This window comes from Zunongwangia pacifica, assembly GCF_023499215.1.
Classification (GTDB): Bacteria; Bacteroidota; Bacteroidia; order Flavobacteriales; family Flavobacteriaceae; genus Zunongwangia; species Zunongwangia pacifica.
The window spans coordinates 21,231-35,346 of sequence record NZ_JAKHSK010000041.1; the positions used below are offsets into that span (position 1 = coordinate 21,231).

Annotated in this window: 14 protein-coding genes; 5 read left to right on the top strand and 9 right to left on the bottom strand. The window is 32.7% G+C overall.

Translation table 11 applies throughout. From position 1 onward, the window contains the following. Positions 1 to 357 precede the first annotated feature (357 nt). From L1967_RS19380 to L1967_RS19400, 5 genes are all read left to right on the top strand, one after another. The gene (locus L1967_RS19380) at positions 358 to 1,440 is read left to right on the top strand and encodes an ATP-binding protein (protein ID WP_249603158.1); all 1,083 of its coding nucleotides are present in this window, start codon (positions 358 to 360) and stop codon (positions 1,438 to 1,440) included. Further along, positions 1,433 to 2,110, top strand: coding sequence for a response regulator (locus tag L1967_RS19385; RefSeq protein WP_249603159.1), 678 nt, complete (start codon positions 1,433 to 1,435; stop codon positions 2,108 to 2,110). Before L1967_RS19380 ends, L1967_RS19385 begins: the two co-directional genes overlap by 8 nt. A 276-nt stretch (positions 2,111 to 2,386) precedes the next feature. Further along, positions 2,387 to 2,728 (top strand): hypothetical protein, encoded by a 342-nt coding sequence (locus tag L1967_RS19390; protein ID WP_249603160.1) that lies wholly within the window; start codon positions 2,387 to 2,389, stop codon positions 2,726 to 2,728. Between the two features lie 12 nt (positions 2,729 to 2,740). Beyond that, on the top strand, positions 2,741 to 4,300 hold the full coding sequence (locus L1967_RS19395) for a TrkH family potassium uptake protein (RefSeq protein ID WP_249603161.1): 1,560 nt from the start codon (positions 2,741 to 2,743) through the stop codon (positions 4,298 to 4,300). Between the two features lie 10 nt (positions 4,301 to 4,310). Then, a complete protein-coding gene (locus L1967_RS19400) occupies positions 4,311 to 4,976 on the top strand; it encodes a potassium channel family protein (RefSeq protein WP_249603162.1) in 666 nt (221 codons plus the stop codon). 69 nt (positions 4,977 to 5,045) lie between these two features. Here the strand turns inward: L1967_RS19400 and L1967_RS19405 are convergent, their stop codons facing one another. The 9 genes from L1967_RS19405 to L1967_RS19445 form a co-directional block, all read right to left on the bottom strand. Further along, a complete protein-coding gene (locus L1967_RS19405) occupies positions 5,046 to 5,999 on the bottom strand; it encodes a calcium/sodium antiporter (protein WP_249603163.1) in 954 nt (317 codons plus the stop codon). Positions 6,000 to 6,188: 189 nt separating this feature from the next. Then, on the bottom strand, positions 6,189 to 7,037 hold the full coding sequence (locus L1967_RS19410) for a GNAT family N-acetyltransferase (RefSeq protein WP_249603164.1): 849 nt from the start codon (positions 7,035 to 7,037) through the stop codon (positions 6,189 to 6,191). A gap of 428 nt (positions 7,038 to 7,465) precedes the next feature. Further along, complete coding sequence (locus L1967_RS19415; protein ID WP_249603165.1) at positions 7,466 to 7,816, bottom strand: bleomycin resistance protein; 351 nt, start codon at positions 7,814 to 7,816, stop codon at positions 7,466 to 7,468. A 79-nt stretch (positions 7,817 to 7,895) separates the two neighbouring features. Beyond that, positions 7,896 to 8,465 (bottom strand): Crp/Fnr family transcriptional regulator, encoded by a 570-nt coding sequence (locus L1967_RS19420; protein WP_249603166.1) that lies wholly within the window; start codon positions 8,463 to 8,465, stop codon positions 7,896 to 7,898. A 74-nt stretch (positions 8,466 to 8,539) separates the two neighbouring features. Next, a complete protein-coding gene (locus L1967_RS19425; RefSeq protein ID WP_249603167.1) occupies positions 8,540 to 8,821 on the bottom strand; it encodes a hypothetical protein in 282 nt (93 codons plus the stop codon). Positions 8,822 to 9,134: 313 nt separating this feature from the next. Beyond that, entirely contained in the window at positions 9,135 to 9,635 is a 501-nt protein-coding gene (locus L1967_RS19430) for a lipocalin family protein (RefSeq protein WP_249603168.1), read from the bottom strand. Positions 9,636 to 9,875: 240 nt separating this feature from the next. Beyond that, entirely contained in the window at positions 9,876 to 11,003 is a 1,128-nt protein-coding gene (locus tag L1967_RS19435) for an FAD-dependent oxidoreductase (RefSeq protein WP_249603169.1), read from the bottom strand. A 29-nt stretch (positions 11,004 to 11,032) separates the two neighbouring features. Further along, a complete protein-coding gene (locus L1967_RS19440) occupies positions 11,033 to 11,785 on the bottom strand; it encodes a helix-turn-helix domain-containing protein (RefSeq protein WP_249603170.1) in 753 nt (250 codons plus the stop codon). Positions 11,786 to 11,909: 124 nt separating this feature from the next. Then, positions 11,910 to 13,292 (bottom strand): TlpA family protein disulfide reductase, encoded by a 1,383-nt coding sequence (locus L1967_RS19445; protein WP_249603171.1) that lies wholly within the window; start codon positions 13,290 to 13,292, stop codon positions 11,910 to 11,912. Positions 13,293 to 14,116: the final 824 nt, after the last annotated feature.

Below are 14,116 nucleotides of genomic sequence, written 5' to 3' on the forward strand. Positions count from 1 at the left end.
AAATCATTTATATTTCGAGGCAAGCCTAAGAAAATTTAATCTCGATTATTGAGTAAATAGTTGGCATAAATTGATTTGCCAGTTTATGTTTGCTTCTAAACTCTGAATTTATTTAATGTACGAGATTTAAAATGTCAATGCCCTCCCTACTGTCTGTATGGTCATATACTTTAAAAATTTTTACTATAGGTTAAGTAAGAATTATTAGCTATTTACTACACTCATTTTTTAATTTCATATCTATCACTGGATAGGTGTAGTAATGAAATCATATTCAAATGAAAACTAAAAATTAGCCCTTTGGAATTAAGTTCGTTAAAGCTTTCCAAGCTATTTTAGAAAAATAATTTCAAGAAAATGCAATCAATTTTCAGCAAAGATTTCAGTAAAACAAAACAGTACGGAATAAGCATATCACTTATTTTAATCGCTTCTGCTAGTTGTTACTTTTTTCACGATTTTATGGGTTATCGCGCTGTGGCGCTACTGTTGTTACTGGCCGTTTCCCTTTCAGCGGTCCTATTTGATATCCTTCCTGTATTGGTTTGTGCACTACTAAGTGCCTTAATTCTTAACTTCTTTTTTATTCCCCCTACCTTTACCTTCAAAATTGAGTCGGCAGAAGACGTACTTATGTTTTTAATGTACCTGCTTGTCGCAATGATTAATACTGTACTTACCATAAAAATCAGGCAATTTGAAAACAAGAAACGGAACGAAGAGGAAAAAGAAAAAACCATAGCCCTATACAATACACTAATTAATTCATTATCTCACGAACTTAGAACACCAATTGCTACGATCATTGGTTCTGTAGATACTATTGTAGACAACGAGGATAAACTCTCTAAAAAAAATATTAGGGAACTTTATACAGAAATTGCTACCGCTGGAAGCCGACTAAACCGACAGGTTGAAAATTTACTTAATATGAGCCGGCTTGACGCAGGGATGCTAAAACCTACTTTTGATTGGGTTGATGTAAACGAACTTGTATTTAAAGCAATAAAGGAAAGTGAATATTCTTTGGAAAATACCAAAATTATCTTTGAACCTAACGAAAACGTAGCTTTACTTTACCTGGATGGCGGATTTTTAGAAATGATTCTCTATAATTTAATACACAATGCTATTCGCCATACCCCAAAAAATTCGAATATTCTTGTTGATTGTAATTATAAAGATGAAAGCTTAATGATCGATATCTCTGATAATGGTTTGGGGTTTCCAAAGGACGAAATAGACTTTGTTTTTGATAAGTTTTATAAACTTAATGGAACAGCTACAGGAGGGACCGGCTTGGGACTTTCTATCGTTAAAGGTTTTACAGAAGCCCTGAACGGAAAAATAACACTGAAAAACAAAAAAACTGGTGGTGCCCACTTTCATCTGGAAATTCCATCCCAAACTTCAACAATAACTATTAAAGAAAATGAATAGCCCAGGTATTTTAATCATTGATGACGAACCCCAAATTCGAAAATTGTTACAAATCAACTTAGAAAGTAACGATTATAAAGTCATCCAGGCAAGTACAGGAAAAGAAGGGATAGCTTTGGCTGCCAATCATCTTCCAGATTTGATTCTTTTGGATATAGGACTCCAGGATATTAGCGGGCATCAGGTATTAAAGAACTTACGGGAATGGAATAATAATCCTATTATTATTTTATCGGTACAGGATAATGAAGCAGATATTGTTTCTGCACTGGATAACGGTGCTACAGATTATCTCACTAAACCATTCCGTACGGGAGAGTTACTAGCCCGCATTCGCTCTGCTATTCGAAAAAATCAACAGGTAGATAATAATTCTCTAATCACTACCGGATCGCTCAAAATAGATTTGATCGCTCGAACGGTAAAAGTAAATGATAGCATAATTAAACTTACTTCTACCGAATATTCCTTACTTTCCATTCTCGCAAAAAATGAAGGAAAAGTACTCACTCATCAATATTTACTTAAGGAAGTTTGGGGTAAAAATTTTCAATATGAAACCCAATATTTAAGAGTTTTTATAGGTACACTTCGCAAAAAAATCGAAACGAATCCCAATAACCCCATTCATATCATTACCGAAAGTGGTATCGGATACCGGTTTCAGTAATTTCCCACATAAAGAAACGCTACTCATTTCTCTACCTTATAGAATTTGGCCACTTCAGAACAAAAAATCAATTAATCAAAATTTGGTCATTAAAGATAGAATCTAACAGCTGTCAGAATTCAAAACCATCTCCCCACCGTTCTAGAATCTTTATAAAATCTTTATACATTCCGGTATAGTTTTGATTTTCGATATCAAATTTCCAGCTCATCTTTGCCATAAAGTTTAATCGTTGTAAGCATCATTAAACGATTATGTCCTTAAAAATGGGAAAGAATGAGTAACAGGAAAAATTTATTTTTTGACCAGAAAAATTCAGAGACCTTAATTGACCTCTGCTTTTTGGTAAATGGATTAAGGCATCAGTTGGTCAAACAGAAGATAGCTGATTTTCGCAAGCTTTTAGAATGTGATTCCCTTATCCAAAAGAAGATAGACCATTTGATTTCTTCTCAATCAGAGAAAGAATATACTCGTAACATGAAAGAAGGTAAAGCTAATGTTAGAGGTCTTCTGGAAATCTGTAAGAGTACACAAGCACATCATCTCTTAGATCAGGAAAAGTTGAAGGTAGACCTCTTAAAAATCGAAAGTCTTCTAAACAAATTGTCTACTTAATCCTTATTCATCGTGTATAAAACAATACTTAAACAAGTGGTCAGCCTACAGCTTATTCTAGGTGGTGTGATATTGATACCCGGTATCGTGGCAGTAATTTATAACGAATGGTATGCGCTAATAGGGTTCCTTATCTCATCAATGATAGTATCAGGAATAGCTTATCTCATCTTTAAAAACCTAAAAAATGTTGAAGATCCTCAATATCAGCAATCGCTGCTTATTGCGGCATTAGGCTGGTTAATGATTATCATAATGGGTAGTATTCCTTATTTTATTATTGCTCAAATTACTCCATTTGAAGTAATGCAATCATTTGTTCCTAAAGGAATGGACTATCAATCGAGTTTATTAAATTTCAGGAACCCATTACATTGTTTGTTTGAAAGTACAAGTGCGTTCACCACTACAGGGCTTACAATGTCCTATCACGAACCCTCCATCGGAAAATCATTGATGTTCTATCGCTGTTTTTCTCAATGGGTTGGGGGTGCCGGATTTATTGTAATGGCCTTAGCGATCTTTAAACATATTCCCGGACAATCTGCAATACTGCTTTATGGCTCTGAGGCTAGTGGCACCAAATTAAAAACCAATGTTATACAAACAGCGCAGTCGATATGGAAAATCTATCTTTTTCTTACCTTACTAATGGTTGTTTATTTGTTTGTAGGCGCTTATTTTATCTTACCGAATTATCCTCTTTCTGAAAATATTTTTGACGCCATTAACCACGCTATGGCAGGTCAATCGACCGGTGGTTTCAGTACACTTGATGATAGTATTGCCGGATATAAGTCATCTAAGATGGAGATTCTTTTTCTGCTCCCAATGCTTATTGGCGGACTTTCTATTCCTTTTTTATACCGGTTTACCGTGCTTCAAAAATTTAAAGAATTATGGTACGATATTCAAACACGGGCATTTATTGTTGCTTCCATCTTAGGAGGAGTTTTTTTATCGATTTTACTAATGAATTCTGATAGGGTGTCTGATCCCATTAGGGAAGGTATATTTCAATTTATCAGTGGCTTATCAACTACCGGTTGGCAAACCTCAAACATTGGGCAGTGGAATGATCTGCCGGTTCTTTTCATTGTTTCTGGAGCAATGATTATTGGAGGTTGTGCAGGTGGTACGGTTGGTGGCGTTAAAATTATACGGGCGCTATTACTTCAAAAAGGATTACGCTGGCATATAAATAAAATATTTGCTTCAAAAAATACCGTTAAAAAAGTAAAATTTAATAATCGGTATTTGCTTCCTGAAGAAATGAATGCTCAATTGGCAAAAGCGGGTGTTTTCACCCTTATTTATATACTTTTCGTATTCTTCTCTACCTGTATTACTGTGTATTATATGGGAGAAAATTATAGCCTGGTTGATGCCATTTTCGAATCGGCTTCGGCGCAGGGAACTGTAGGATTATCTACAGGAATTTCAGATCCTTCCATGTCCCCTGTTCTAGAAACAGTTTACATTGTACAGATGTGGGCGGGAAGAATAGAAATTATTCCCATTCTTGTATTGGTAAGAGTATTAATGTATGGCACGAAAATAAGAAATATCTAAAATAAAAATAATGAATATAATTATAGTAGGTTCAGGAAGAACAGGAAAACATGTTATTGAAGATGCATTAAAAGATCGCCACAATGTTCATGTTATTGAAAAAGATAAAAATGTCGCAAATTGGGTGGCTACCAATTTTGATTGTGTGGTTATTAATGCCGATGCTACCAATCCAGAAACTTTGAAAGAAGCCAAAGCAGACATTGCCGATGCTATCATAGTTACTACAGATGATGATGCCGTTAACTCTTTAGTTATTCTTTTAGCCAAAAAAATGGGCATTAGGCGTTTAATAAGCTCGGTAAATAACGATGAATTGTTACCTATTTTTGAACAATTAGGTATTGATACCGTGGAAAGCCCATATCGATTAAACGGGAAATACCTCTATAGGGCGATACAAGGACCTAATGTAAAGGAGTTTTTAGATTTGGGAGATGGCTTTGAACTGTTAGAAATCATCGTAGAAAAGAATTCTAAAGTATCCAATAAGTATATCAAACAACTAACCAAGGATAAAATTTTCCCTCAAGATTCCTTAGTGGTATTGGTTAAAAGAAACAATCAGGTCATCATTCCTGAAGGTGAGACACGTATTTTTGTGAATGATATTTTAGTGATCCTATCAAAAAAAGAAAGAGTAACAGAATTATCTAATGTATTCGAAGCTGAATAAAATATTTAAGAAATAAAAAACTCTTAAAAAACTGTTGATTGAGGCTAGGCGGACATTTATTAAACCTTTTTAAATTTCTTTTGCCACTAAATAAGTGGTATAAATCAAATAAAAGCTTAATAAAATCAATGCTTCCCACCGATCAAGCTTTTTTCGCTTTCCAGTGAACATTGCTATGATCAGGAATATTGTTCCTCCAATCAAAATAAATAATTCCTGGTTGAAATCAGGATTATACTGTATTGGGTCTACAAAAGAACTTATGGAAAGGATGAGCAACAAATTAAAAATGTTTGAACCAATGACATTTCCGATCGCAATATCACTTTTCTTTTTTAAAGCTGCTACAATAGAAGTGACTAATTCTGGCAGTGAAGTTCCTGCTGCAATGATGGTTAATCCTATGATTTTTTGGCTAATCCCTAAATTTGTCGCGATGGCAATACTGTTATCTACGACTAATTTTCCGCCAATAATAAGCCCGGCCATCCCCAAGATGATCAATCCCCAAATTTTATAATTCGGTTGTGCATTATAAGAGACCTCCTCCCCTTTTTCGTGCTTTAATTGGGTGAAAACATAATAAATAAATAAAATGAATCCGATCAATAATAAAATTCCATCGGTCCTTGATATTTCGAGGTGCTGTTGACTAAAAAAATTATTGGCAAGCAGCAATACCAATACAGCCGACAACAGGGAAATAGGTATTTCTTTCCAGGCGGTTGAACTTTGCACGGTAATGGGATAGATTAAACCTGCGATTCCTAATATGACGAACAAATTAAAATTATTACTTCCAATAATATTCCCAAATACAATGTCGGGCAGCCCATCAAATGAAGCAACGGAATTAATAACTAATTCGGGCGCAGAAGTTCCAAAAGCTACAATCGTCAAACCAATAACGAGATCTGAAACTTTATTTTTTTTCGCTAAAAAAGAGGCGCCATCAACCAGCCAATTGGCTCCGAAAATAAGGCTCGCAAAACCTATTAAAATCAGTAAAGAAGCTATAAGCATTTATATCGCATATTTGTTACCCTCCCCATATAATGTTCTAAACGCCCATTGAAAATATGAAAAATTTTTATATCCATCTTAGATGCAATAAAAAATTGCTAACAGCTTATTTTGCATTGATATTGACTGGTTTTACAAAGAAATCAAACTTCTTTGTTATAATTACCTAATGAATTGCAACAGTTTAGTTTAGTGATTATTTATTTTTAATTCCATTTCTAGTTGTTCAAGATAATTTTTTAATCCTAAGGAATTAAAAAACTTGACCGTACTTTCTGATTTTTTATCAATATTAATAACAGAAAAATGAGCTCCATTTTGTATTTTCATTTCCCATAATAAAGTTGAAGCTATTCCTTTTCTTCTATAATTTTTGGCTATTGCAATTTGGTGTATTCGGCAGCTATTAGGATTAAAAATCACATAACCCACTAATTTGTTTTTGATGTATGCGCCTAACAAGATATTGGTAGCTTTTAAATTATCTAATACACTATTTGAATTTTGCCAGGTAGGGCGAATATCCCAAAACGATTCCAGATCTATCCATTTATGATTTTCTAGCTTTTTTAGGGTCACTTCTTTATTCTTTTTTTTAAACTCAAAACTCCCGTTGCAACAAACTAATTCTCGTGTTATTGCAAAACCAGATTTCTCATAGGATTTTATGGCTTGAAAATTTTTATTGATTACTTCGAGAATGATTTTATTAATTCCTTTTTTCTCAAGAATGGGCAAAATGAAATGATACATTTTTTTTGTTAGTCCAAAACCTCTCTTATCAGGGACAACCCCTGTTCCTCCGTTACATACAACTTTTTGATTCTTTATATTGTCAAAACCATGTAAAATAAACGCATTTAGTTTCCCATTCTCAAAAGCACCAACGGATATTGATAAATCAATTTTGTCTGAAGTCATTTTTGAAATTAATTGTTCCTCGGTTAGTTTAAATGGAATAAAATAGTCTGAAAAGCATTCGTTAAAAGCATTGAGTATGCTTATTCTATCAATACTCTCTAAAGTTTTTAGCTCCATTATACGCTTCGTGATTTTTTGCTAGAATTCAAAACGAATATTTATTTATCTTACTTTTCAATCAAGAACCGCGAGGTATGAATCGGAAAATTTTTTATAATTTCGAGGCAAGCCTCGGGTAATAAAACCCTAATGAGGGATTAAATATTTCTTCTTTAAAATTCCAATACATATATGATGTGAAATCCACTCCCATTCAAGAGATGAATGCAATTCTTTGGAAAAAACAGCCCATATCCTTATTTTGAATGAAATGAAAGCCCCATTAATAAAATAATACCATTCTCTATTCTATTAAATTTGTTGTGCTTTCAAAGTCTATAATTGATCGAATTGAATTTTCGCAAAAGTTTACCTGCTTGGATTAAGTCATTTTTATAGACGTCATCATTTCTTTCATATCCATTCATTTTCCAAAAGTTCCATTTTCAAATACGTTCTCCAAAAGTCAGTAAATTAGTATCGGGGTCAAGTAATGAAAATTCTTTTTGCCCCCAAGGTTTGGTAGTTAATGATCCGTTTGGATGAATTTCTGTTTTATTGGCAAGCAAAGATTCATACAAACTTTCAATATCGTTAACGCGTATATATACCTGTCCATAATTCGTTTTCGGGTCAAGGTCTTTAAATTCAAAAAAATGAATTTCTATATGCTCTTTTTGAAGCATTAAATATCCCTCGTAGTTGCCTATTTCCGTAAAGCCTAATTGATTGATGTAATAATCTATGGTTGCATTTTTGTTACGCATTGGTAATTTCGGGATGATGGCTGTTAGCATATTTACAATGATTATTAAGTGTATGATAAAGCAAATATGCTTATAAATTCATAGTTTATAATTGATTGTAATCAAGAAATTAAATTTTTCGGGCTCTAACCCTACTTAACGTTTCAGGTGTGATTCCTAAATATGATGCGATTTGCATTTGAGGAAATCTATTCATCCAGTGCGGCTTATTTGCCAGTAATTGTTGATAGCGTTCATCGGGACTTTTTATTTTCAATGTGGAGATTTGATTTGTTGAAACGCTAAGGTTAGCAATTAAGGAATTGAGCATATGAAAACAGGGATGAATTTCCATCAGGCTATGAATGTCTATTAGCGAGATACGAGCAACTTTTGAATTTTCATTGGCTTCAATATAGTTTTTTGAAGGTTGTTTCAGCATTAAACTTTCAAGGTCTGCTACCCAATTGTTTTCGGTGAAAAAATTTATTGTCCATTCCTTTTGTTCGGTTTCTGTGTACAAACGGAAACTTCCCTTAACAACAAAAGCTATATGACTACAAACCTGATTTTGCTTTAAAAGAAATTCCTTTTTTTGAATCTCTTTTAAAGACAGCTTATTGGTAAACATTGCCAATTGTTGAGCAGTAAAAGGGTAGATTGTTAAAAGGGATTTTTCTATTTCTTTAAATGCTTTCATTTTCAGGAGAGTAAATTATTATTTCGATTTCGCTATTGTCGGCACAAGGTTTGAAATCGTAAACCAAATTAAATTCAAAATCTTGAATATTCACTTGTCATTTTTTGTTCTATATTTTCTATTGTAAAAGTTGTTTGATCACCTCTTGATTTTCCTAAAGTAATTTCTATAGTCAGATTTTTATTATAAATACTAAGAATTATGAACTGTGTTTCCACATTAGTAGCAAAAGACTCTTCATCATTTCCGCTATCGATATCTTGAACAATTGTTTGCTTTTCAGAAGATGACCCTAAAAGCTGATTTGTGTTTTCATCTACATAACTAACTGAAGTTGTTGATTGAGAAGGTATCATACCATTTTCAACTCACTTAAAACAAAATTTTCATTTCTATCATCTGTACAAACGCAACTTGTTATTTAAGCTAAAATTACAATAGCCAGAAAGCTTTTTATTTTCATTCGCTTTTTTTCAAAAGGTGGGTAACATCTATATAAATCAAATTACGTTCATACAAATTGTATCAATTCTTTAAATGTAAATAAAATCATATCATATTAGTTATGTTATTAACTAACAAGAGCAGATAAGTTAATTATACCACCTAAAAGTGGCTTATGAAGATCGGAATTCTTGAGATTAGTGGTTGGTGAAACTTGTAAGTAGTTTATTGTCTTTCAAATTTTAGATAACCTCCTGTGTAATATGAGATTTCACTATTACAACAGGTGAAAAAGCCAGAACCTTTTAATATTAGAAATTCAGAGGTCAATTCTATTATTTCATAAACATCCTCATAATCATCTCCAATTAAAGTGAATAATTGATTTGTTCTATCGAATTCCCAATGTTCAGTTGTAAAGAAATCATTAGTTTCAAATCCAGATGGACACTTTGGATTATTTATATTACCATTATAAACTATTTTTCCAGAATTATCATTCGAAAGAATTAATGTGCTTTGTTTTTTACATCCATCCCATTGAGAGAATAAATCGGTTGATTTTTGTCCGTCTTTATTTATGTCTTTTGGAATATCATCATACCAATCAATTAGTTTCCAATTTCCAATAATTGTTAATTCATTCTTTGGCTCGTTGTTGTCATCACTTTCATTGCATGAGAATAGAATTCCACTAATGATAAAAAGAAAGAATAGTTTGTTCATAGTTATTTTTCTAGTATTCATTTAGTAGATGGGTTTCTATCCATTTGGTTGCGCCAAATTAGTTGGAAAAATACAAAACGGTTAGGTTTATTCCAATAGCATCACTTCCCGCACTAAAAACGATTGCTATCCAATGTTAGTGTTGGCTAAAAAGAGTGGGGCTTCATAAGACGTTTGTTTAAGTCTTGGCTTCTTGAAATGAGGAACTTCTGCAACGGTTTCCTTATTCGCAATTCATTTTTATCTTTTGTTTTTCAGTATTTCGCTAAAATCTTTGCTTGAATGGATGCCTTCTTCAGATTCAGCCGTTTCTTGCTGTGCTTGCGTTGCATATACCATCATTTTCTCTTCATAGTTACTGATTGCTGTTGGTATGTCGCTAAATTGTCCATTGGTTAAATTTTCAGCTAAATACAAGGCATCTAAAAGCCCAATGTTTACACCAATTCCAGAAAACGGAGGCATAACGTGTGCCGCATCGCCAATCAAGGTAATGTTGGTATGGGGTCGCCAATTCTCTAAAGGAAGTTTTCGCATTGGCAATAAGGTAAATTCATCTGTTGCTGCAAAAAGTTCTTTATAAATAGCATTCCAATTGGTGAGCAAATTGTTTAAAAATGAACAAATTTCTTGGTTGTTATAAAAATCAAGACCGTTTTCTTTTATCCAAGTTTCAGGTTTTCGGAACGAGACATAATAATTCAATGCGCCTTTTGATTTGTTTTGTGAAAAGAAAAATTTCTGTTCCCCGATGACCGCAAAGTTTCCTTCTCCACACAACTTTTTAAAATTCGGACAAGTTTCATCCGGGTTTAAAACTTCCCCTTGAATAATGATGGTTCCCGTGTATTGCGGAATAGAATCTGTTACCAGTTTTCTTAGATGGCTCATTCCTCCGTTTGCACCGATAACCAAATTGGCACTTTCTGTTTTTCCGTTTTCAAAATGCAACAAAAATTTTTCATCTTGTTCTTCCAACGAAACCAATTTACTATTCCAAATCACGGTATCGGGTTTCAGGTTTTCCAGTAGCATTTTACGCAAATCATTTCTGTCAATTTCCGGTCGGTCATAAAGATGTTCCTTGTCGGGAAATTCGTCCCTTAAAATTTCTGCGTTGATGTTTGCCAAGCGTTCACCCGTTGGTCTTGAGTGTTTGTAAAATTCAGTTAAAAGCCCGGCCTTTTCCAATGCTATTTGCCCATAGTCGCTATGAATATCGAGCGTTCCGCCTTTAATTCGGGCCAACGCGTCTTTATCCCGTTCATACACTTTTACATTTACATTGGCTTGTTGTAAGAGTCTGGCAAATGTGAGTCCTACGGGGCCTCCGCCAATAACGGCTACTTTTTTATTTTTCAATAACATTATTCTGCGTTTTCATATTTACCGCAAAATTATTTTGTAGCCGATACCGAAAATTGTAAAAATCGGTCGTTTTTATTTTTATGAAGTTCTTTAGGGGAAACACCCGAAAGTTTTTTGATGTCTTTGATAAAATGTGATTGATCGGTAAAATTGTGTTGCGGAAAAAGTTTTCCTTCTTTAATATGTTGAAGTGAGGCTCGAAACCGAATTATTTTGCAATATGCTTTTAATGAAAGTCCAAATTGTTCATTGAAATACCGATTGATTTGTCGGCTACTCCAATGAATTTTTTCAGAAAGTTCTTTTACCGTTATTTCTCCGTTAGTTGCAAAAATTAACTTAAACAAATTGATTTTTCTACTGTCAATTTCTTGTGGCAAAAGCGATTGTATTTTTTGTGTCGCTTTTTTACAAAATGTATCAAAATTGGTTAAGTCGTCAATATTGAAATCCCAGAAATCATTTCCCAACCTCATTCCGCTGTCCAATAGGTTCGCAATGGAACGTTGTAAAATATACTCCATCGCAAGCGGATTGAAACTCACCGCAAAGACCTTAGAAACGTCTTGTTTTGTCAAGGGTTTGGGTTTGGTTTCCAAGCCCATAAGCGTAACCCGAAATTCGTTATTAGCCATTTTAGAAAAGAATAAATCAATTTTTCCGTTGGGTACAATTACACCCTCGTTACGGGTAAATTGGTCTTGCAACAACCAAAAACTATCCACAAAGTCCGTAAGTGATTTGTCGGGTTTTATTTGTCGGTATTGCAAGTCTATATTCATTATTTTCTGCTAGTCCAATAAAAGATATATAGCAAAATTAGATCTGTACTTCGATGAAAATTATGTGCCAAGATTAGGATAAAGTACCTGAAAGGTAGCTTAATTCTTTGTTAAAAACATTGTTTTAATTCGTCTCTATATATCTCTCAATTTCTTCAAAAGAAGCAGAGTTTCCTCTAATTAATATTTTATTGTTTTTATCAAGTAAAACTAATGTAGGGAAAGAAAATACTTTTAATTCCCTTCTAATGGGTACAGAATAATCTTTTAGGTAAATATAAGCATGTTGCCAGTTTAAATTATTTGATGACACGTAATTTTGAACATCTTCTATATTACTATCGGCAGCAATGCTAATTATCTCAAGTTTATCTGAATTTTCATTATATAAATCTTTCAAAGCAGGTGTGAGTTCTTTACATGGTTTACACCAGGTTCCCCAAAAGTCTAAAAGTTTATATTCCTTTTTAGAAGTATACCAATCAAGTTTTTGCCCTTGTAAATCTTTTAAATCGTAGTTTTTAATTTTATCTCCAATTCTTCTGCCAAATTCGTTACCCTTATCAGCTAGCAATTTTGAGATATATAAATGACCTAAATCAGTCCCCATGCTATCTAAGACATAGTAACTAGAATTTACTTTAACTGTGTCATACAACTTATATATAAAATTATCTAGTGAGAAAACGTTATGATTTATTGAATCGGGTTTAAATAAAATTGGTGCATATTTATTTATCCTTCCGCCGTAAACTATAATATTGTATGGTATTTCATTAATTTTTTTATTTGCCATCCAACTGTCTTCAAAAAGAAGCATAACCACGTATTTCGCATCTATTTTGTTTTTCACATCTTCTTCTATCATATATTTATAAATGCTATTATCATCAGGATAAACTTTAATATTGCGTTCAATCCATTTTAACTTATTGTTTAATAATCCCTGATATCTGAAATTTTGAGCAACAATACTCTTTAATGATATTGGATCCCTAAAGGAATAAATTGAATCGGATGAGAATGACATTTTTGGATCATCCTCAAAATCAAAATTGTTATTTAAATCAGGAATGATTATTTTTTTATTGTCTTTAAACCCGAATACTGCATTGAATCTATATTTTTCGGTATTTTGAAGCATTAAACAAGAATCAATATGAACATATTTGGTGTGATCTAAAAGTTCTGCTTTAGAAATTAATCTTTTTTTAAAGAGATCTAAATAATATAAATCCTTATCTAAAATTTTGGAAACAATTCTAAAACTATCTAACTGAGGAATATTTTTAAACTTTTCCAACCTCGATTTTTCATATTCCTGATATTTTGAATTTATGGGCATTGCGGGATATAGAACATCTCTAAAATCAGGATCAATTTGGTCGAAAATATTAGACTTTTGGAGATTTATGATTTCTAGTCTTTCTTCCGTTTTTTCTGTATGTTGGCATGCTATAAAACCTACGATTATAATAACAGTAAATAATAATTTGTTAATATTCATAATTAGCAGAATTTTCATTAAAAAATACGCACAATGACGATATACCTCAAAATTAACTGATTATATTTTAAGAATAACCAAATTTAGAATTGAAAATAAAATCTGGATTAATTTCTGCATTCTTTTATTGCAATCTCTCATAAGTTTTATCCAGCGTTATATAAAGTTTAATGAGTTTAAAGAAACGATAATGAGTTCCTTCAGCTCACTTCGTTACTGAATAGTCCTATTTTAGGATAAGTAGCATAAGATTAATTGAAGCTGCCTTTTTCTCCCGTTTTGTTGAAGATATAGTCAATCCCCAATCACTATCTTCTAGTTGCTTAGGGATGCTCGACTAATACCTTTGCTTTGTTACAAAGTTCTACACTTTAGGCTATAACACAGCTATTTGTTGGAGTTTCACAAAGCAATTGTAGTGGCATGTCTGGAAAACTCACTTTTTAAATAAGGCTTTATATAAAACAGCTAAAAGCATAAAATTTTCAGAATTTCCCGGAATGGAAAAGCATCACATTGATTTTCTATTCCTCCTTCTGACGTTACATTCAGCAAGAATTAGATACCTATTTTGAACTTGCTTAAACTCTTGGTGAAACTCATCAATTAAACCAAAAATTCCGACATTTTATCTGTAGAAATGATTTACAAATTGAATTTCAGATATAAAAATAGATTTTTTTCTAATTTTCCTTATCCTATTTATGAAATGATTTAAACTTTTTTTAAAAATAAAAAAGGGTTGCAGATATTTGTGTTGCGAAACATACAATTATCAAAACCAACCCTTTATGTACTCTGTACTTGACAAAGATACAATAGAA